Origin of the sequence: Glaciihabitans arcticus (assembly GCF_004310685.1) — a bacterium.
Taxonomy (GTDB): domain Bacteria; phylum Actinomycetota; class Actinomycetes; order Actinomycetales; family Microbacteriaceae; genus Conyzicola; species Conyzicola arctica.
Genome location: NZ_SISG01000001.1, coordinates 917342 through 937790, shown reverse-complemented (window position 1 = coordinate 937790; position 20449 = coordinate 917342). Strand labels below are relative to the sequence as shown.

General features: G+C 66.4%; 19 protein-coding genes. 12 read left to right on the top strand and 7 right to left on the bottom strand.

Annotated features, from left to right (window positions below; all coding sequences use genetic code 11):
• The first annotated feature begins 1 nt into the window (after nucleotide 1).
• The 8 genes from rapZ to EYE40_RS04375 all read left to right on the top strand — a co-directional run bounded on the left by rapZ (nucleotide 2) and on the right by EYE40_RS04375 (nucleotide 6649).
• A complete protein-coding gene (rapZ, locus tag EYE40_RS04410) occupies nucleotides 2-877 on the top strand; it encodes an RNase adapter RapZ (RefSeq protein ID WP_130980811.1) in 876 nt (291 codons plus the stop codon).
• 52 nt (nucleotides 878-929) lie between these two features.
• The gene (whiA, locus tag EYE40_RS04405) at nucleotides 930-1910 is read left to right on the top strand and encodes a DNA-binding protein WhiA (RefSeq protein WP_130980810.1); all 981 of its coding nucleotides are present in this window, start codon (nucleotides 930-932) and stop codon (nucleotides 1908-1910) included.
• A gap of 123 nt (nucleotides 1911-2033) precedes the next feature.
• Nucleotides 2034-2660 carry a superoxide dismutase gene (locus tag EYE40_RS04400; protein ID WP_130980809.1) on the top strand — a complete coding sequence of 209 codons (627 nt, stop codon included), beginning with the start codon at nucleotides 2034-2036 and terminating at the stop codon, nucleotides 2658-2660.
• Between the two features lie 104 nt (nucleotides 2661-2764).
• A complete protein-coding gene (gap, locus tag EYE40_RS04395; protein WP_130980808.1) occupies nucleotides 2765-3772 on the top strand; it encodes a type I glyceraldehyde-3-phosphate dehydrogenase in 1008 nt (335 codons plus the stop codon).
• Nucleotides 3773-3784: 12 nt separating this feature from the next.
• Complete coding sequence (locus EYE40_RS04390) at nucleotides 3785-4999, top strand: phosphoglycerate kinase (protein WP_130980807.1); 1215 nt, start codon at nucleotides 3785-3787, stop codon at nucleotides 4997-4999.
• Nucleotides 4990-5781, top strand: coding sequence for a triose-phosphate isomerase (tpiA, locus tag EYE40_RS04385; RefSeq protein ID WP_130980806.1), 792 nt, complete (start codon nucleotides 4990-4992; stop codon nucleotides 5779-5781). Before EYE40_RS04390 ends, tpiA begins: the two co-directional genes overlap by 10 nt.
• Before the next feature lie 79 nt (nucleotides 5782-5860).
• Entirely contained in the window at nucleotides 5861-6112 is a 252-nt protein-coding gene (gene secG / locus EYE40_RS04380) for a preprotein translocase subunit SecG (RefSeq protein WP_130980805.1), read from the top strand.
• A 171-nt stretch (nucleotides 6113-6283) separates the two neighbouring features.
• The gene (locus EYE40_RS04375) at nucleotides 6284-6649 is read left to right on the top strand and encodes an RNA polymerase-binding protein RbpA (RefSeq protein ID WP_130980804.1); all 366 of its coding nucleotides are present in this window, start codon (nucleotides 6284-6286) and stop codon (nucleotides 6647-6649) included.
• A 52-nt stretch (nucleotides 6650-6701) separates the two neighbouring features.
• On the opposite strand, the gene pgl is transcribed toward EYE40_RS04375, so the two are convergent.
• From pgl to tkt, 6 genes are read right to left on the bottom strand one after another with little or no spacing between them, the layout of a single operon-like run.
• Nucleotides 6702-7505, bottom strand: a complete 804-nt coding sequence (pgl, locus tag EYE40_RS04370; RefSeq protein WP_130980803.1) for a 6-phosphogluconolactonase — start codon at nucleotides 7503-7505, stop codon at nucleotides 6702-6704.
• Nucleotides 7502-8536: a glucose-6-phosphate dehydrogenase assembly protein OpcA gene (locus EYE40_RS04365; protein WP_130980802.1), complete on the bottom strand. Its 1035-nt coding sequence runs from the start codon at nucleotides 8534-8536 to the stop codon at nucleotides 7502-7504. Before EYE40_RS04365 ends, pgl begins: the two co-directional genes overlap by 4 nt.
• The gene (gene zwf / locus EYE40_RS04360) at nucleotides 8533-10074 is read right to left on the bottom strand and encodes a glucose-6-phosphate dehydrogenase (protein ID WP_130980801.1); all 1542 of its coding nucleotides are present in this window, start codon (nucleotides 10072-10074) and stop codon (nucleotides 8533-8535) included. The genes EYE40_RS04365 and zwf overlap by 4 nt, the downstream gene beginning before the upstream one ends.
• Nucleotides 10075-10109: 35 nt before the next feature.
• A complete protein-coding gene (locus tag EYE40_RS04355) occupies nucleotides 10110-11711 on the bottom strand; it encodes a glucose-6-phosphate isomerase (protein ID WP_130980800.1) in 1602 nt (533 codons plus the stop codon).
• Entirely contained in the window at nucleotides 11708-12817 is a 1110-nt protein-coding gene (gene tal / locus EYE40_RS04350; protein WP_130980799.1) for a transaldolase, read from the bottom strand. The genes EYE40_RS04355 and tal overlap by 4 nt, the downstream gene beginning before the upstream one ends.
• A 30-nt stretch (nucleotides 12818-12847) precedes the next feature.
• A complete protein-coding gene (gene tkt, locus EYE40_RS04345; RefSeq protein ID WP_130980798.1) occupies nucleotides 12848-14941 on the bottom strand; it encodes a transketolase in 2094 nt (697 codons plus the stop codon).
• 288 nt (nucleotides 14942-15229) lie between these two features.
• On the opposite strand from tkt, the gene EYE40_RS04340 reads away from it, so the two are divergent.
• The gene (locus EYE40_RS04340) at nucleotides 15230-16156 is read left to right on the top strand and encodes a heme o synthase (RefSeq protein WP_130980797.1); all 927 of its coding nucleotides are present in this window, start codon (nucleotides 15230-15232) and stop codon (nucleotides 16154-16156) included.
• A 72-nt stretch (nucleotides 16157-16228) separates the two neighbouring features.
• On the opposite strand, the gene EYE40_RS04335 is transcribed toward EYE40_RS04340, so the two are convergent.
• Nucleotides 16229-17179 (bottom strand): COX15/CtaA family protein, encoded by a 951-nt coding sequence (locus tag EYE40_RS04335; RefSeq protein ID WP_130980796.1) that lies wholly within the window; start codon nucleotides 17177-17179, stop codon nucleotides 16229-16231.
• A 286-nt stretch (nucleotides 17180-17465) separates the two neighbouring features.
• On the opposite strand from EYE40_RS04335, the gene sufB reads away from it, so the two are divergent.
• From sufB to EYE40_RS04320, 3 genes are read left to right on the top strand one after another with little or no spacing between them, the layout of a single operon-like run.
• A complete protein-coding gene (gene sufB / locus EYE40_RS04330) occupies nucleotides 17466-18884 on the top strand; it encodes a Fe-S cluster assembly protein SufB (protein ID WP_130980795.1) in 1419 nt (472 codons plus the stop codon).
• Nucleotides 18885-20120: a Fe-S cluster assembly protein SufD gene (gene sufD, locus EYE40_RS04325; RefSeq protein ID WP_130980794.1), complete on the top strand. Its 1236-nt coding sequence runs from the start codon at nucleotides 18885-18887 to the stop codon at nucleotides 20118-20120.
• The gene (locus tag EYE40_RS04320) at nucleotides 20120-20449 is read left to right on the top strand and encodes a non-heme iron oxygenase ferredoxin subunit (protein ID WP_130980793.1); all 330 of its coding nucleotides are present in this window, start codon (nucleotides 20120-20122) and stop codon (nucleotides 20447-20449) included. The genes sufD and EYE40_RS04320 overlap by 1 nt, the downstream gene beginning before the upstream one ends.

Genomic DNA, 20449 nt, shown 5'->3' with positions numbered 1-20449 from the left:
CATGACCACGCACGAAGAACGCCAGGAGATCCTCATCGTCACCGGAATGTCCGGTGCGGGCCGGTCGACGGTAGGAAACGCCCTCGAGGACCTCGGCTGGTACGTCGTCGACAACCTCCCGCCGCAGATGCTCCGGCCGCTCGCCGAGCTCGCGCAGCACGCCGGTAACGCCCTGCCCAAGATCGCGGCCGTCGTCGACGTACGTGGCGGCAAGCTGTTCGCCGACGTGCGCGAGGCCGTGAACGCGCTGCGCGAGAGCACCAACGTTCGCATGCTCTATCTCGAGGCGACGGATGCCGTTCTCGTGCGCAGGTTCGAGCAGGTGCGACGCCCGCACCCCCTGCAGGAGGACGGCACTCTCCTCGACGGCATCAACGCCGAGCGCACCCGCATGGAGGAACTGCGCGCCTCGAGCGACATCATCATCGACACCTCCGAGCTGAACATCCACCAGCTCGCTACGGCCGTGCAGGAGCGGTTCGCCCAGGCGGACGCGGCCGGGGTTCAGGTCACCGTCATGAGCTTCGGCTTCAAGTACGGACTGCCGGCCGACGCCGACTCCGTGGCCGATGCGCGGTTCATCCCGAACCCGTTCTGGATTCCCGAACTGCGCGCCCACACCGGCCTCGAAGAGGTGGTGAGCGACTATGTGCTCAGCCAGGAGGGCGTCGCCGAGTTCGTGGCCGCCTACGGCGCTGCGCTCACCCCCGTGCTGGCCGGCTATCAACGCGAGAACAAGAGACACGCTACTATCGCCATTGGCTGTACCGGCGGAAAGCACCGCTCGGTCGCCGTCGCCGAAGAGCTCTCCACGCTGTTGCGAGGACTGCCCGGCGTGGCCGTACGCGTGAAGCACCGCGACCTCGGTCGCGAGTAGCCTTCCGTACGCTCACCCATCCCACACACTGCACAACGTTAGGAACCAAACCGTGGCCCTCACCGCCGACGTCAAGGACGAACTCGCCAAACTCGAGGTCAGCAAGACGACGGTGCGGGCGGCGGAGCTCGCCACGATCCTGCGCTTCTCGGGCGGACTGCACATGATCTCCGGACGCATCGCGGTCGAGTCCGAGCTCGACTCCGTGACTCTCGCCCGACGGGTGCGCAAGGATCTGGCCGAGCTCTACGGTGTGCGCAGCGAAGCCGCCGTGCTGCCCGCATCGGGAAACCGCAAGACCGCGCAGTACCTCGTGCGCGTCGTCGACGGGGGAGAGACCCTCGCCCGCCAGACCGGCCTGCTCGACGCCCGCCGCCGCCCGATCCGCGGACTGCCTAACAAGCTGACCACCGGTTCGCGCGAAGACCTCGCCGCTGTCTGGCGCGGTGCGTTCCTCGCCGCCGGCTCACTCACCGATCCGGGACGCTCAGCAGCCCTCGAGATCACCTGCCCCGGCAATGAGGCCGCCATGGCCCTCGTGGGTGCCGCCGGACGCCTCAGCGTCTCCGCCAAGAGCAAGGAGGTGCGCGGTGTGCACCGCGTCGTCATCCGTGACGGGGAGGCCATCGGCGCCATGCTCGTGCTCATGGGTGCGAGCGAGAGCCTGGCCGCGTGGGAGGAGATGCGCCAGCGCCGCGAGGTGCGCGCGACGGCCAACCGCCTCGTGAACTTCGACGATGCCAACCTGCGCCGATCGGCCCAGGCCGCCGTCGCGGCGTGCTCGCGGGTCGAGCGCTCGCTCGAGATCCTCGCCGACACCGTGCCCGACCACCTGCGCTACGCGGGGGAGCTGCGCCTGCGCTTCCGCGACTCCAGCCTCGATGAGCTCGGTCACCACGCCGACCCGCCCATGACGAAGGATGCCGTAGCCGGGCGCATCCGTCGCCTACTGGCTATGGCCGACAAGCGCGCCCAGGACCTCGGCATCCCCGGCACCGACGCCAATCTCCCTCCCGAGTTGATCGACCTATAGCCCTGCCTTTTTCCTCAACGTGGGAAGCTTCTGGGAGCGCGCTGGGTTCAACTCGGTAGACTGAAGAAGTCGATCGGAGAGCTGCCGTATGGCGCTCCGAGACCAAAATGCTAGGAGATATCGATGGCTGACTACACCCTTCCGGAACTCGCGTACGACTATTCTGCCCTCGCGCCGAGCATCAGCGGCGCGATCATGGAGCTGCACCACAGCAAGCACCACCAGGCCTACGTCACGGGAGCGAACACCGCCCTCGCCCAGCTCGCAGAAGCGCGCGACTCCGGCGACCTGACCTACGTCAACAAGCTCGAGAAGGACCTCGCCTTCAACCTCGGCGGCCACATCAACCACTCGATCTTCTGGACCAACCTCTCCCCGGACGGCGGTGACAAGCCCACCGGTGACCTCGCGTCGGCGATCGACGACCAGTTCGGCTCCTTCGACAAGTTCACCGCACACTTCACCGCAACGGCCATGGGTGTGCAGGGTTCGGGATGGGCTGTGCTGGCCTACGACTCCATCGGACAGCGTCTGATCATCGTGCAGTTCTTCGACCAGCAGGGCAACCTCCCCGCCGGCATCGTCCCCATCCTCATGCTGGATGTCTGGGAGCACGCCTACTACCTCGACTACAAGAACGTGCGCGCCGACTACGTCAAGGCGTTCTGGAACATCGCCAACTGGGAGAACGCGCAGCAGCGCTTCACCGTGGCTCGCGAGAAGACCGAAGGCCTGCTGCTACTCTCGTAGCGGCATAGTGGCCGGGGCGCTTGCGCACCCGGCCACTGTATTGTTTAACCCGCACAACAACCACCACTAGTGCGCCGTTCGGCGCCCGAAAACCTGGAGTTCCATTGAGCGTCAAGATCGGTATCAACGGCTTCGGTCGCATTGGCCGTAACTTCTTCCGTGCCGCAGTCGCGAAGGGAAGTGACCTCGAGATCGTGGCGGTCAACGACCTCGACGACGCAGCAGCCCTCGCGCACCTCCTCAAGTACGACACCGTCAGCGGGCGCCTGGGTGCCACCGTCACCGTCGACGGCGACACGATCTATGTTGACGGCAAGCCGATCAAGGTTCTCGCCGAGCGCGACCCCTCGCTTCTTCCGTGGGGCGAGCTGGGTGTCGACATCGTCATCGAGTCCACCGGTCGCTTCACCAAGTCGGCTGATGCGCGCAAGCACATCGAGGCCGGCGCCAAGAAGGTCATCGTCTCCGCTCCCGCGACCGGCGATGACGTCGCAACGCTCGTGCTCGGTGTGAACGAAGGCACCTACGACGCAGCCATCCACGACATCATCTCGAACGCCTCCTGCACCACGAACTGCCTCGCGCCGCTCGCCAAGGTGTTCATGGACAACTTCGGCATCGAGCGTGGCCTCATGACCACGGTTCACGCCTACACCGCCGACCAGAACCTGCAGGACGGACCGCACAGCGACCTCCGCCGTGCTCGCGCTGCCGCCGGCAACATCATCCCGACGTCCACCGGTGCCGCCAAGGCACTCGGTCTCGTCATCCCCGAGCTCGTCGGCAAGCTCGACGGCTACGCGCTCCGCGTTCCCGTGATCACCGGCTCGATCACCGACCTCACGCTGACCGCTTCGCGCCCCGTCACGGTCGAAGAGATCAACGCTGTGTACAAGGCTGCGGCCGAGGGTCCCCTCAAGGGCATCCTCAGTTACACCGAAGACGAGATCGTCTCGAGCGACATCCAGGGCGACCCGCACTCCTCGATCTTCGACGCCGGCCTCACCAAGGTCATCGGCGACCAGGTCAAGGTCGCCTCGTGGTACGACAACGAGTGGGGCTACTCCAACCGCCTCGTCGACGTCACCGAGTACGTCGCCGACAAACTGTAGGCACCCGCCCTTATGACTCTGCGAACCATCGAGAGCCTGGGCGTTCTGACGGGTAAGACCGTACTCGTCCGTTGCGACCTGAACGTGCCGTTGAAAGACGGCGCGATCACCGACGACGGACGGGTGCGGGCTTCCCTGCCGACGCTCAACCTGCTCATCAACGCCGGCGCCCGCGTCGTCATCGTCTCCCACCTCGGTCGCCCCGAGGGTGCACCCGAAGCCCAGTACAGCCTCGCCCCGGTCGCCCAGCGACTCAGTGAGCTGCTCGGCAAGGGCGTCACCTTCGCGAGCGACACGGTCGGTCCTGCTGCTGAAGCAGCGGTCGCTGCCCTGAAGGATGGCGATGTCGCCCTGCTCGAGAACCTGCGTTTCAACGCGGGCGAAGCGAGCAAGGATGCGGCCGAGCGCCAGGCGTTCGCGCAGCAGCTCGCCGATCTCGGCGACGCTTTTGTGTCGGACGGTTTCGGAGTCGTTCACCGTAAGCAGGCGAGCGTGTTCGAGCTCGCCGGCCTGCTGCCCAGCGCGGCGGGCACGCTCATCGCGACCGAGCTCGAGGTTCTCGACAAGCTGACCGAGAACCCCGAGCGGCCGTACGCGGTTGTGCTCGGCGGTTCGAAGGTCAGCGACAAGCTCGGAGTCATCGGGCACCTACTGCCCAAGGTCGACACGCTGCTCATCGGCGGCGGCATGCTCTTCACCTTCCTCGCGGCCCAGGGCCACAAAGTCGGTGCGAGTCTGCTCGAGGCCGACCAGATCGACACGGTCAAGGGCTATCTCGCCAAGGCGGACGAGCTCGGGGTGCGCATCGTGCTTCCCACCGATGTCGTCGTCGCCTCGAAGTTCGGTGCGGATGCCGAGGTGGTCGTCACGGCCGCCGACAGCATCGAAGAGACCCCGTTCGGCGCCTCCGGCCTCGGACTCGACATCGGAACTGCGACCGCCGCCAACTTCGCGTCGATCATCGCCGAGTCGAAGACGGTGTTCTGGAACGGCCCCATGGGCGTATTCGAGCTCGCACCGTTTGCGGCCGGCACGAAGACCGTCGCACAGGCGCTCACCGAGGTCGACGGCCTCGGAGTAGTAGGGGGCGGTGACTCGGCCTCGGCCGTCCGCGCCCTCGGTTTCACTGATGACCAGTTCGGTCACATTTCTACGGGTGGCGGTGCGAGCCTCGAGTTCCTCGAGGGCAAGCGTCTCCCCGGACTGGAGGTCCTCGGATGGCAGTAACAACACGCACGCCCTTGCTGGCGGGCAACTGGAAGATGAACCTCGACCACCTGCAGTCGATCGCCTTCGTGCAGAAGCTGGCCTGGAGCCTTAAGGACGCGAACCACGACTTCGACGGTGCCGAGGTCGCGATCTTCCCGCCGTTCACCGACCTGCGCTCCGTGCAGACCCTGATCTCGGCCGACAAGCTCCCCATCCATTTCGGTGCTCAGGATGTCTCGGCGCACGATTCCGGTGCATACACGGGTGAGATCTCCGGAGCCTTCCTCAAGGCCCTCGACTGCCAGTACGTGATCATCGGACACTCCGAGCGTCGTACGCTGCACAACGAGACCGACGAGGTAGTGAACACGAAGGTGCTCGCCGCGCTCAAGCACGGGCTCGTTCCCGTGATCTGCGTCGGCGAGACCGCCGAGGATCTCGAGAAGCACGGCCCGAGCGCGGTTCCGGTCGCCCAGCTGAAGGCGGCACTCGCCTCGGTCACTGGCGCAGTCGACATCGTCGTCGCCTATGAGCCCGTGTGGGCCATCGGCTCCGGCCAGGCCGCAACCCCCGAGCAGGCCGAGCAGGTCGCCGCGCAGCTGCGCGTCACCCTACGCGAACTCCTCGGTGACGAGGTGGCCGAGGCCACCCGCGTGCTCTACGGCGGATCCGTCAAGTCGGGCAACATTGCCGGATTCATGCGTGAGCCCAACGTCGACGGCGCGCTCATCGGCGGTGCGAGCCTCGACCTCAACGAGTTCGCAAGCATCGTACGCTTCCAGAAGCACGTCGGGACATAAGCTCAACAATTGATTCCCGTCGCGCTACGGCGCGGTTATACTATGTGAGGCTATTCAGCCGCTTCGAAAGGTTTCGCGCGTGGAAATTGTCCAGGTCATTCTGCAGGTCATTCTCGGCATCACGAGTCTGCTCCTGACCCTGCTCATCCTGCTGCACCGCGGTCGCGGTGGCGGCCTCTCCGACATGTTCGGCGGTGGCGTCACGTCGAACCTCGGTTCCTCGGGTGTCGCAGAGCGCAACCTCAATCGTTTCACCGTCATTCTCGGCATCGTCTGGATCACGAGCATCGTGTTCCTCGGTCTCATCACCAAGTTCGACGCGGGTCTGTAGTAGTTCAACAGCGGTAGTAGTTCAACAGCGGTAGTAGTTCAACAGCGGTAGTAGTTCAACAGCGGTAGTAGTTCCATAGCGGTAGTAGTTCCACAGCGTTCCGGTGTTCCGTCGAGGTGGCGGGGCACTTCACAGCAGCCGGAGACGGCACACTTCAAGGGGATAGTTCCGATGGCTTCCGGTGGCAGTGCAATTAGGGGTTCACGCGTAGGCGCAGGGCCCATGGGCGAGCAGGACCGCGGTTACCACGCGGAGCGCATCCAGGTCTCCTACTGGGACGAGCTCGGCAACGAGACGGTGCGCAGCTTCGCGGCGAACCTGCCCGAAGACGAGATCCCCGTCACCATCGACTCCCCGCAGAGCGGTCTTCCCGCCGGTCGCGACAAGGCCAACCCGCCGTCAGTCGCGAAGCTCGAGCCGTACAAGACCCACCTCGCGTACGTGAAGGAACGACGCACCGAAGAAGAGGCCGCCGGCCTGCTCGAGGAGGCGCTTCTCGCCCTTCGCCAGCGTCGCGGCAGCGCGCCGGTCGCATAACCAGACATACAAAAAAGGGCACCCTTGCGGGTGCCCTTTTTTATGTCCGACGTCAGTAGGCGTCGGGGCTGTCCGAACCGGTCCAGAACAGCTCGGTGGCCGTGAGGCTCTCGGGAACTTCTGCCGTGGCATCCGCATCGACAAAGAACAGCGTCGAGCGACGTCCCTCGACACCGGCCGCCGGAACCTCGTTCACGCTCGCACCCGCGAGCGTCAGACCGAGTGCTGATGCCTTGTCGGCGCCCGCGAGCACGAGCCAGACCCGCTCTGAGGAGTTGATGACCGGCAGCGTGAGGCTGAGGCGCTCGGGGGGCGGCTTCGGCGAGTTGCGCACCGAGATGACCGTGAGGTCCTTCTCACGAACACCGCCGCGCTCGGGGAACAGCGAGGCCACGTGGCCATCCGGTCCGACGCCGAGGAAGGTGATGTCGAAGCGCGGGTAGAGCGCGCCGTCCGTGGCGTGGTCGGCGAGTTCCTTCGCGTAGACGGAGGCCGCGGCATCCAGTTCGATGCCCTCATCAGAGGCGGGCAGTGAGTGGATGTTACCGCTCGCGATCTCGAGGCTGTCGAGCAGCGCGGCGCGAGCCTGCGTCTCGTTGCGCTCGGCGTCACCGCGGGGGAGCCACCGCTCGTCGCCCCACCAGAAGTGCACGCGCGTCCAGTCGACGCTTGTGCTGGCCGGGTTGTTCGCGACGTGCTCGAGCACGGCGGAGCCCATCGAGCCACCGGTGAGCACCACGTGGGCGAGGGGCTGCGCGGCCAGAAGGTCGACGAGCTTGGTCACGAACCTCGACGCCACTGCGGCGCCCAGGGCGGTTTTGTCTGGATGTACCAGCACTCGTCGTTCATTCGTCACGCTTTGGCTGCCCTGGTCTTTCGGGTGGGTACGGTCTTCGGCTTCGCAGCCGGACGAGTGCGCTTCACGCTCTTGCCCAACTGTGCCACACCAGTCTGGATCACGTCGCCGAAAAGGTCGTCAGGGTCGAGTCGGCGAAGCTCCTCGGCGAGGCAGTCTCGCAGGCTCCTGCGCGGCAGCGAGATGTCGTGCGTGGGCTGGCCGGGCTGAACCAGCGTCGCGACGTTGGCGAGCGTGCGCTCGAGTTCGATGGATCCGGAGGCGCGGTGCAGCACAACGCCCTGGATACCGCTCGAGCCGTGCGACTTGGTGGTGACCTCGAGCTTGACGTCCACCTGCAGCTGGAGCTGCAGCCAGGCGGCCAGCAGGACGGTCGAGGGGGAGTTGGCCGCGCCGTGCACCTCAACGCCCGTCACGGGCTCGTACGGCGGCTGGTCGAGCACGGCGGCGAGCTGCGCGCGCCAGAGGGTGAGACGGGTCCAGGCGAAGTCTGTGTCGCCGGGCTTGTAGGTCTTCGCGAGGTTCTCGAGGGCCGCGAGCGGGTTCGAGCTCGACGCGGCATCGGTGATGCGACGCTGGGCGATACCGCCGAGGGCTGATTCGGACGCGACGGCGGGCGCTGCGCCCGGCCACCAGACGACGACCGGCGCATCCGGCAGCAGGAGACCCGTGACGAGCCCCTCGCGGTCACTAGCGGCGTCGCCGTAGGCGCGGAGCACGATGACCTCACTCGCGCCGGCGTCGCCGCCCACGCGGATCTGCGCGTCGATACGGGACTCGTCGGCCGCGGCCTTCGCGCTCTTCTTCGTCGGCTTGGCTTCTTCGGGCTCGGTCGAGATCACGAGAACGCGCATGGGGTGCTCGCGCGAGGCATCGTTGGCGGCCTCGATGGCCTCCTCCTCCTCGCCCAGCTTCGTGGCAATGACGAGGGTCAGCACGCGACCGAGCGCTACGGCGCCGCCCTCCTCGCGGATCTTGACGAGCGTCTTCGAGATCTTGCTCGTGGTGGTATCGGGCAGTTCGACGATCATGGTCGCCTCCAGGTGCGGCCGTCGCGGGCCATGAGTTCGTCAGCGGAATCGGGACCCCAGGTTCCGGGGCGGTACTGGTCGGGCGGGCCCTGGGTCTCCCAGTACTCCTCGATCGGGTCGAGGATCTTCCAGCTGAGCTCGACCTCCTCGTGGCGGGGGAACAGCGGCGGGTCGCCAAGCAGCACGTCGAGAATGAGTCGCTCGTAGGCCTCGGGGCTCGCCTCGGTGAAGGCGTGGCCGTACCCGAAGTCCATCGTGACGTCGCGCACCTGCATCCCGGCGCCGGGCACCTTGGAGCCGAAGCGGATGGTCACGCCCTCATCGGGCTGCACGCGGATCACCAGGGCGTTCTGCCCGAGGTTTCCGGTCTGGCTCTGCGCGAAGAGGGCCTGCGGTGCACGTTTGAAGACCACCGCGATCTCGGTGACGCGACGGCCGAGGCGCTTGCCGGCACGCAGGTAGAACGGCACACCGGCCCAGCGACGCGTACCGATGTCGAGGCGAATGGCCGCGAACGTCTCGGTCAGCGACTTGGGGTTCATTCCATCTTCGTCGAGGAAGCCGATGACCTTCTCTCCGCCCTGCCAGCCACCCGAGTACTGTCCGCGGGCGGTCGCGGTGCTGAGGTCCTTCGGCAGGCGCACAGCCGAGAGCACCTTCTCCTTCTCGGCACGCAGGTCTGCGGCGTCGAACGAGATGGGCTCCTCCATGGCGGTCAGGGCGAGCAGCTGCAGCAGGTGATTCTGGATGACGTCGCGCGCCGCCCCGATCCCGTCGTAGTAGCCTGCACGCCCGCCGACCCCGATGTCCTCGGCCATCGTGATCTGCACGTGGTCGACATAGTTGGAGTTCCAGATGGGTTCGTACAGCTGGTTGGCGAAGCGCAGCGCCAGGATGTTCTGCACCGTCTCCTTGCCCAGGTAGTGGTCGATGCGGAAGACGCTGTCGGGCGGGAAGACCGACTCGACGACCGCATTCAGCTCGCGCGCGGTCTTGAGGTCGCTGCCGAACGGCTTCTCGATGACCACGCGACGCCACTGGCCGTCCTTCTGCTCCGCGAGGCCGGAGCTGCGCAGGCGCTCGGTGACGAGGGGGAAGGACTTCGGCGGGATGGACAGGTAGAAGGCGTGGTTGCCCATCGTGCCGCGGTCACGGTCGAGTTCCTCGATCGTCTCCTTGAGACGGTCGAAGGCGGCCTCGTCGTCGAACTCGCCCTGCACGAAGCGGATGCCCTGCGCCAGCTGGCGCCAGACGTCCTCGTCGAACGGGGTGCGCGCGTACTGCTTCACGGCCTCGTAGACGACCTTCTCGAAGTCCTGGTCCTCCCAGTCGCGACGGGCGAACCCTACGAGGGAGAAGCCGGGCGGGAGGAGTCCACGGTTGGCCAGGTCGTACACGGCCGGCATCAGCTTCTTGCGCGACAGGTCACCCGTCACCCCGAAGATGACCAAGCCACTCGGGCCGGCGATGCGGTTGAGACGACGATCCGAGGGCAACCGCAGGGGGTTGAACTCGGGCGTGATATCCACGGGGGACATGCAGCTCCTTGGTGCTTGGTTCAGTACGTGAGGTGTTACTTGCGCAGGGCGGCGAGCAGCGTCGGGAGCTGGGACGCAGCGTCGCTGAGGGTGAGGGTCACCACGGGGCGACCGTGCTCGGCGAGAACACTCGCGTCACCCGCCGCCTGTGCCTGGATGAGCTGCCCGAAGGTGAACGGGCGATCCGGGATGGACAGGTCGGCCTCGGTGGTCTCCGTGATCTGCAGGAAGACTCCGACCGGTGCGCCACCCTTGTGGAACTGGCCGGTCGAGTGCAGGAAGCGCGGACCCCAGCCGAATGTGACGGGGCGCCCCGCGCGCTCGGCGAGAACGCTCCGCAGGCTCGCAAGCTCGGGGTGGGCGACGCGGTCGACGTAGGCCTGGATCGCGACGTAGCCGTCATCCTCAAGGTAGGAGAGCAGGCTCGAGACGGCGCCGGCCAGGTCGGACGTACCCTCGAGAACGGTGCCGGTGCCGCGCACCTCGATGCCGTTGTCGACGAACGCTGCGGCAACCGGCTCGGGGCGGGAGTCGAGCAGGCCGCGGGTGGCGATCTTGGCGGACTCGACGTCGGGCTGGTCGAAGGGGTTGATGCCCAGCAGGCGACCGGCAACGGCCGTCGCGTACTCCCAGGTCAGCATCTGGGCACCGAGGGTGCCGGTGATCTCGATGTCACCCTCGTTCACCTCGCGGGTGGCCTCGTAGTCGCCGACGAGACGCACGACCTGGAGGTCGGCGATGTTCTCGGTGAGCTCCGGTGCGTCGACGTCGAGGACCACGGGCAGCAGTCCCTTGCCGTCCTTGCCCGTCGACTCGGCGATGAGCTGCTCGACCCAGTCGCCAAAGCCCACGATGTGGGTGCCGTCAGCGACGATGGCGAGCTTGTCCTTGAGCGGCTTCGTGCCGGCGATGGCCGCGCCGAGGATGAGTCCGGGGTTGTCCTCGGAGTCGACGGCGAGTTCGATGGACATGGCTTCGGCATCGTGGAGCAGTGCCTCGATGTCCACACCGGCGAGGCCGGAGGGCACCAGGCCGAAGGCGGTCAGGGCCGAGTAGCGGCCGCCCACGTTGGGGTCGGCGTTGAAGACGCGGTAGCCGGCTTCGCGGGCAGACACGTCGAGCGGCGAGCCCGGGTCGGTCACGATGACGATGCGCTCGAGCGGGTCGATGCCGGCGGCCGTGAAGGCGTGCTCGTAGGCTCGCTTCTGGCTGTCGGTCTCGACCGTCCCACCCGACTTCGAGGAGATGACGACGGCGGTCGTCTCGAGGCGGTCGGCGAGGGCTGCGAGCACCTGACCGGGAGCCGTCGAGTCGAGCACGGTCAGCTCGACGCCGTTGGTCTTCGTGATGACCTCGGGGGCGAGCGAGGAGCCGCCCATGCCGCCGAGCACGATGTGGTTCACGCCATCGGCGCGCAGCTTGTCACGCAGGGCGAGGATGTCGGGCACGAGTGGGGAGGAGACGGCTACAGACTCGGTCCAGCCGAGACGCTTGTTCGACTCATCCTCGGCCTCGGGACCCCAGAGGGATCCGTCCTGGCCGGTGATGCGGCTCGCGACGATGTCGCTCACCAGCTGGGGCACGATGCGCTCTACAGCAGCGGCCGCCGCACCGGATACCGCGATGCGGATGCTCACTTGGCGGCCTGGAGGGCTGCGGTGACGGTGTCGAGCAGTTCGTTCCAGGAGACGATGAACTTCTCCACGCCCTCCTTCTCGAGCAGCGCGGTGACGTCATCCACATCGACACCGACCGTGGCGAGTGCGGCGATCGTCTCGCGGGCCGCGGCGTACGACGGTGTGATCGAGTCACCGGCGATGACGCCGTGGTCGAAGGTCGCCTCAAGGGTCTTCTCGGGCATCGTGTTGACGACATCAGCGGCGACAAGCTCGACCACGTAGGTGGTGTCGAGCACGGCCGGGTCCTTGACCCCGGTCGAGGCCCAGAGCGGACGCTGCTTGTTGGCGCCGCCCGCGAGCAGTGTCGCAGCACGCTCGGTAGCGAAGGCCTCGGTGAAAACCTCGTAGGCGAGCTGTGCGTTGGCGACGCCGGCCTTGCCCTTGAGCGCGAGCGCCTCGTCAGAGCCGATCGCGTCGAGGCGCTTGTCGATCTCGGTGTCGACGCGCGACACGAAGAACGAGGCGACCGAGTGCAGGGTCGAGAGGTCGTGGCCGTTGGCCTTCGCCTTCTCGAGACCCGTCAGGTACGCGTCGATGACGGCACGGTAGCGCTCGAGGCTGAAGATCAGGGTGACGTTGACGCTGATGCCCGCCGCGATGGTCTCGGTGATCGCCTCGAGGCCCTCGAGGGTCGCGGGGATCTTGATGAGGGCGTTGGGGCGGTCGACCTTGGTCCACAGCTGCTGGGCCTGCTGGATCGTCGCTGCGGCGTCGTGGGCGAAGCCGGGCTCGACCTCGATCGACACCCGGCCGTCAAAGCCGCCGGTCGCGTCGTAGATCGGGCGGAAGATGTCGCTCGCTGCGGCGACGTCGTCGGTCGTGATCTCGAAGACGGCGTCGGTGACGCTCGTGTTCGCCGCCGCGAGGACCGCGACCTGCTCGTCGTACGCCTCGCCCTTGGCGAGTGCGCCGGCGAAGATCGTCGGGTTGGTCGTGACGCCGACGACGTTGCGCTCGGCGATCAGCTTCTCGAGGCCGCCCGAGGCGATGCGCTCGCGCGACAGGTCATCCAGCCAGATGCTGACGCCGGCGGCGGAGAGTTCTGCGGTGGGGGAGTTGCTCATTGTTTTCTTCCTTCGTGAATTCTTGGGGGATCAGACGGCGGCGATGGAGTCGTGTGCCGCGGCGACCGCGGCCTCCGTCGTGATGCCGAACTCGCGGAACAGGGTCTTGTAGTCAGCGGATGCGCCGAAGTGCTCGATCGACACGCTGCGACCGGCGTCGCCGACGTACTCCCGCCAGGTGAGGGCGAGTCCGGCCTCGATCGAGACGCGGGCCTTGACGGATGCGGGCAGCACCGACTCGCGGTACTCGGCGCTCTGCTCGGCGAACCACTCGAGGCTCGGCGCCGAGACGACGCGGGCGTGGATTCCCTCGCCCTTGAGCACCTCGCGGGCCTCCACGGCGATCTGCACCTCGGAGCCCGTCGCGATGAAGATCACGTCGGGGGTTCCGTTGGAGGCCTCTGCGAGCACGTACGCACCCTTGGCCACGTTCTTCGCCGAAGCGAAGACGTCACCGGAGGCGTCGCCGTCACCACGCTCGAAGACGGGGATGTTCTGGCGGGTCAGCGCGATGCCGGCCGGACCCTCGCGACGCGAGAGGATCTCCTTCCAGGCCCAGGCGACCTCGTTGGCGTCACCGGGGCGAACGACGGCGAGGTTCGGGATGGCGCGCAGCGTCGCAAGCTGCTCGATCGGCTGGTGGGTCGGGCCGTCTTCGCCGAGCGCGACCGAGTCGTGAGTCCAGACGAAGATCGACGGCACGTTCATCAGCGCCGCAAGACGGACGGCGGGACGCATGTAGTCGCTGAAGATCAGGAAGGTTCCGCCGAAGGCGCGGGTCGGGCCGTGCAGCACGATTCCGTTGAGGATCGCGGCCATGGCGTGCTCGCGGATACCGAAGTGCAGCACACGGCCGTACTTGTCTGCGGTCCACTCGTGGGTCGACCACTCCGGCGGGCCGAAGGACTTCGCGCCGGCGATCGTGGTGTTGTTGGACTCGGCGAGGTCGGCCGAGCCTCCCCACAGCTCGGGGACGACGGCGCCGAGGGCGTCGAGCACCTTGCCGGAAGCGGCGCGGGTCGAGACCTCCTTGCCGGGCTCGAAGACGGGAAGAGCGTCATCCACACCTTCGGGCAGTTCACCCGTGAGGAGGCGGTCGAGGAGCTTCTTGTTGTCGGGGTTCGCGGTGGCCCAGGCGTCGAAGCCCTTCTGCCACTCGGCGCGATCTTCGGCACCGCGCTCGAGGGCCTTGCGCGTGTGGGTGATGACCTCATCGGAGACCTCGAAGGTCTGCTCGGGGTCGAACCCGAGCACCTCCTTGAGGCCGGCCAGCTCCTCGGTGCCGAGGGCGGAGCCGTGGATCTTTCCGGTGTTCTGCTTCTTCGGCGACGGCCATCCGATGATCGTGCGCAGGATGATGAGCGAGGGCTTGGACTGCTCGCCCTTGGCCGACTCGATTGCCGCGTGCAGTTCGGCGATGTCTTCGTGGTACTCGCCGGTCTTCTTCCAGTCGACGACCTGCACGTGCCAGCCATAGGCCTCGTAGCGAGCGTGCACGTCTTCGGTGAAGGCGATGTTGGTGTCGTCCTCGATCGAGATCTGGTTCGAGTCGTAGATCGCGATCAGGTTGCCGAGCTGCTGGTGGCCGGCCAGCGAGGATGCCTCGCTCGTGATGCCCTCCTGCAGGTCGCCGTCGCCTGCGATCACGTACACGTTGTGGTCGAACGGGCTCGTGCCTGCCTCGGCGGACGGGTCGAACAGACCGCGCTCGAAGCGCGCGGCGTAGGCGAAGCCCACGGCGGAGGCGAGACCCTGGCCGAGCGGGCCGGTCGTGATCTCCACGCCGTCGGTGTGACCGAACTCGGGGTGACCGGGGGTCAGTGAACCCCAGGTGCGCAGCGCCTTGAGGTCGTCGAGCTCGAGCCCGTAGCCGCCCAGGTAGAGCTGCACGTACTGGGTGAGCGAGGAGTGGCCGACCGAGAGAATGAAGCGGTCACGGCCGAGCCAGTGCTGGTCGGCCGGGTCGCGGCGCATGACCTTCTGGAAGAGCAGGTACGCGGCGGGCGCGAGGCTCATGGCGGTTCCGGGGTGACCGTTGCCCACCTTTTCCACGGCATCCGCGGCGAGGATGCGCGCGGTGTCTACTGCCTTGTTGTCGATGGGATCCCACTGGAGAGCTGCCACGAGATAGATGACCCTTCATTCATGCACCCTGCGCGAAAACGGCAGCGTGAGCGGAGCGATTTCGCCTGCCGTGACTACGTCGGCATACCTGCGGGCACTGCGGACTGGCTCCGGGGGAGTGAGTCGATGGGTGGCCGTCAGATGGCAAGCACACACAAGTATAGAGAAGGCTGAACGCACTCGCTGGCGTGTGACGCTCAGCTTCGGGATAGCTGGGAGCGCACAAACGTATCCACAGCGACGGGCACGTACTATTGAGAGTCACGCATCACAGTCGTAAGAGGAGTCATGGACGTTGCCGTAGAGAACCGCCAGTTGAGCGGTCGTATCGGTTTCGCCCGTAAAGCCCGGGCTTACGTCGCGCTCACCAAGCCGCGCGTCATCGAACTGCTGCTGGTGACCACTGCGCCGGTCATGATCCTCGCAGCGAACGGCATCCCGAATCTCTGGACCGTTCTCGCCACGCTCGTCGGCGGCTCGCTCAGCGCCGGCTCGGCCGGGGCCTTCAACTGCTACATCGACCGCGACATCGACCGCATCATGAAGCGCACGCAGAAGCGTCCGCTCGTGACGGGGGAGCTCACCGACCGCGAGGCGCTCGTCTTCGCCTGGATCATCGGTGTGGCCTCGATCGTCTGGCTCGCGGTCTTCACCACGGTGCTGGCCGCCGTGCTGTCGGGCGTCGCGATCCTGTTCTATGTCTTCGTCTACACGCTCTGGCTCAAGCGCCGCACCCCGCAGAACATCGTCTGGGGCGGGATAGCCGGCTGCATGCCCGTTCTCATCGGCTGGGCGGCAGTCACGGGTTCACTCGCCTGGGCTCCCGTCATCCTGTTCGGCGTCGTCTTCCTCTGGACCCCGCCGCACTACTGGCCGCTCTCCATGAAGTACCGCGCCGACTACCAGTCGGCGAGTGTGCCGATGCTCGCCGTCGTACGCGGACGCAGCCAGGTCGGCCTGCAGGTCATCCTCTACGCGTGGGCAACCGTCGCGTGCTCGCTGCTGCTCATCCCCGTCGCCGACATGGGACTCATCTACACGGCCGTCGCAGTGCTCTCGGGCGGCTGGTTCCTCTACGAGTCGCACCGTCTCTACAACGAGGCGATCCGCCACTCCGAGGTCAAGCCGATGCGGGTCTTCCACTCGTCGATCAGCTACCTCACCCTCGTCTTCATCGCGGTGGGCGTCGACCCGCTGGTGCACCTGACGCTCTAGCGCGGTGGAGCCTGGGCAATCGCGCCATCGATTGCGCGACCCCAGCGCCGAGGGAGCCTGAGGCCGGGCGGGCTACTCGGTCAGTTCCTTGCGCGACGCCCGCAGCGACAGCACCACCGCGGTCATCGCCGCGACGAGCAGGCCCGCGAGCACCATGTGCACCCCGACCAGAACCTCGGGCAGCCCGAGCCGGGCCTGCGTGATCCCGACGGCGGTCTGCACGAGCTCGATCCCGAGCAGCACGAACACCCAGCTGCGCGAGCCGCGCACGGCGACGAGCGCACCGAGAAGGAGCAGCAGGGTCAGCCCGAGCGTCACGTAGGCGGGCCACGAGTGCACGTGCTGTAGCAGCTCGGGGTCGAGCCCGTTGCGGGGAGCCGGCTTATCCGGGTTGGAGTTGTCGCCGGCGTGCGGGCCGGATCCCGTCGTCAGAATGCCAACGGTCACCGTGACGGCGACGGCAAGGGAGGTCAGATGAGCAAGAGCGAGGAACCAGGTCGGGGCAAGTCGCTCGCCGCGCCGCCCCCGATAGACACGCCAGACCAGCACGGTGGTGAGAGACACGAGCACGATCGACACCGCGAAGTGGGCTCCCACGACGTAGGGGTTGAGGCCGGTGAGCACGGTGATGCCGCCGAGAACGGCCTGGAACGGAATGCTGAGCCCCTGGAACAGGGTGAGCAGGAACAGGTCGCGACGCTCACGGCGGTACTTCGCGACGGCGAGGAACACGGCGATCGTGATGAAGGCGAGAACGAAGGTGAGCAGGCGGTTGCCGAATTCGATGACGCCGTGGATGCCCATCTCGGGTGTGTTGACGAAAGAGCCGTCCGTGCACTGGGGCCAGGTCGGGCAGCCGAGGCCGGATGCGGTGAGTCGCACGGCCCCGCCGGTTCCGATCAGCACCAGCTGGAAGGCGAAGGAGAGCCAGGCGAATACCCGCACGCGGCGGTCGACACCGTCGGGCAACCAGTTCCAGAATCGGGTGATGGTGGCGCTCAGCCGATCCCGTAGTCGCGACATGGCGGCACTCACAGCACATCCTCCTGTTTTTATCGACGACTCCCTGTAGAATCAATGGGTTCAGGAACACAGCCCAAACCGGGGAGTCGATGGAGACTACGGGGTTCTGCTGTCACAGCAACACCCTCGAGTCCTGCTTCAGTCTAGGCACGCGAAACCCGTCGTTTTACCCAGAACGGTGCGGCGCTACGCGAGTCCTCTTATCCAAGCAAAGCCCCGGTTATCACTGTGCGAGGGAATGTCGTCCGAGCCACCGAGGTTGGGACGACTAAGGAAAGAGGTAACTATGTCTGACGTGCTGATCGACCGCCCCGAGCTGAATGGTCTTGGGCAATACGAATTCGGCTGGTCTGACTCCGATGCGGCTGGAGCTTCCGCTCGCCGCGGGGTCAACGAAGAAGTAGTCCGCGACATCTCCGCGCTCAAAAACGAGCCCGAATCCATGCTTAAACTCCGCCTCAAGGGCCTCAAGCTCTTCGGGATGAAGCCCATGCCGACGTGGGGTGCCGACCTGTCGGGCATCGATTTCGACAACATCAAGTACTTCGTGCGCTCCACCGAGAAGCAGGCGCAGACCTGGGAAGACCTCCCCGACGACATCAAGGACACCTACGAGAAGCTGGGTATCCCCGAGGCCGAGCGCCAGCGCCTCGTCTCCGGCGTCGCCGCGCAGTACGAGTCCGAGGTCGTTTACCACACGATCAACGAGGAGCTCGAGGCGCAGGGCGTCATCTTCATGGACACCGACACGGCCCTGAAGGAGCACCCCGAGTTCTTCGAGGAGTACTTCGGCACCGTCATCCCCGCCGGCGACAACAAGTTCGCGGCTCTCAACACGGCCGTCTGGTCGGGCGGATCCTTCGTCTACGTGCCGCCCGGCGTGCACGTCGAGATCCCACTGCAGGCCTACTTCCGCATCAACACCGAGAACATGGGCCAGTTCGAACGCACTCTGATCATTGCGGACGAGGGCTCGTACGTGCACTACATCGAGGGCTGCACGGCCCCGATCTACAAGTCGGACTCGCTGCACTCGGCCGTCGTCGAGATCGTGGTGAAGAAGAACGCGCGCGTTCGCTACACGACGATCCAGAACTGGTCGAACAACGTCTACAACCTGGTCACCAAGCGCGCGATCGCGCACGAGGGCGCCACCATGGAGTGGATCGACGGCAACATCGGCTCCAAGGTCACCATGAAGTACCCGTCGATCTACCTCGTCGGCGAGCACGCCAAGGGTGAGACGCTCTCCGTCGCCTTCGCGGGCCCGGGCCAGCACCAGGACGCCGGCGCGAAGATGATCCACATGGCGCCGTACACGACGTCGTCCATCGTCTCGAAGTCCATCGCCCGTGGCGGCGGTCGGGCGGGCTACCGCGGTGAGGTGCGAGTGGATGCCAATGCGCACCATTCCGCGAACACCGTGCGTTGCGACGCGCTCCTGGTCGACACGATCTCGCGCTCCGACACCTACCCGGCGATCGACATCCGGGTGGATGACGTGCAGCTCGGTCACGAGGCGACCGTGTCACGCGTGAGCGCCGAGCAGCTCTTCTACCTGCAGTCCCGCGGTATGCCCGAAGACGAGGCCATGGCGATGATCGTCCGTGGCTTCATCGAGCCCATCGCCCGCGAACTCCCGATGGAGTACGCCCTCGAACTCAACAAGCTCATCGAGATGAGCATGGAAGGCAGTGTCGGCTAGATGACCGTCGCAACACCCGAAACTGAAGTACAGCACGGCGCCAAGGCGCACTCCGACGGAGGCTGGGGCAACGCAGACCGCGTTGTCCCCGTGCAGACCCGTTCGAAGCGATTCGCCTCGAACAAGCATTCCGAGTACCCGGCCGTCACCGGTCGCGAGCTCGAGTGGAAGCACAGCCCGGTCGACCTGATCCGCCCGCTCATCGACGGCGAGCTGGACGGTTCGCCGTACGAGTACCTGTCGATGGAGTCCGCCGGCGTGCGCGCCGAGTGGGTGGCTCCGGATGACGCCCGCGTCGGCTCCGCCGCGACCGCCGAGGAGAAGTCCTCGGCCAACGCGTGGGGGAGCGTTGAGAACGTTCTCGCCGTCACCGTGACCGCGAACACCGATCGCGGCGACGAGCCGGCCGAACTCACGATCACCCGCTCCGCATTCGGGCCCACGGCCCGCGCGGCGCACACCGTCATCACCGCGGAGCCCGGCAGCACCGGTCTCGTCATCCTGCAGAACACGGGCAAGGCCCTTCTCAGCGAGAACATCGAGATCGTGGTCGGTGACAACGCGAACCTGACAGTGGTCTCCGTTCAGGAGTGGGCGGATGACGCCATCCACCTCGCGACCCACGTGGCGACCGTCGGTCGTGCTGCGGTGTTCCGCCACATCATCGTCTCGACGGGTGGCAAGGTCGTGCGCATCAACCCGACCATGCACCTGAACGGCGAGGGCGCCGACGGCGAGCTGTACGGCGTCTACTTCGCCGACGCCGGACAGCACCTCGAGCAGCGCGTGTACATGCACCACTCGGGTGCGAATACCCGCGGCCGGGTCAACTACAAGGGCGCGCTCCAGGGCGAGGGCGCGCACACCGTCTGGATCGGCGACGTGCTCATCGGCCAGCAGGCTGCCGGAACCGACAGCTACGAGCAGAACCGCAACCTCGTGCTCAGCGAGGGAACGCGCGCCGACAGCATCCCGAACCTCGAGATCGAGACCGGCGACATCGCCGGTGCGGGTCACGCGAGCGCCACGGGCCGCTTCGACGACGAGCAGCTGTTCTACCTGCAGGCACGCGGTATCACCGAAGACGAGGCCCGTCGTCTTGTGGTGCTCGGGTTCCTGTCCGAAATCATCCAGAAGATCGGCAAGCCCGACCTCGAAGCGCGACTGCAGAAGTCGATCGAGACCGAACTGAGCCTGACCTCCGTTGGCCCGAGTTCGGCAGGAGTCTCCGCGTAATGTCCGCCACCCGTGTCTGTTCGCAGGCGGAGCTCACCCCGAGCGCTGCGCTGCGTGTCGTCGTCGACGGCAAACCGATCGCCGTGGTGATCGACTCGCTCGGCACCGTGCACGCGCTCGGTGACACCTGCACGCATGGCGACATCTCGCTCTCAGAGGGTTTCGTCGAAGACGACACCCTCGAATGCTGGGCGCACGGCTCGAAGTTCGAGCTGACGACCGGCAAGCCCCTCACCCTTCCCGCGTACGAGCCCGTACCGGTATACCCCGTGACCATCGTGGACGGCGACGTGTTCGTCGAAGCCACTCCGATAAGCCAGGAAGCCTAG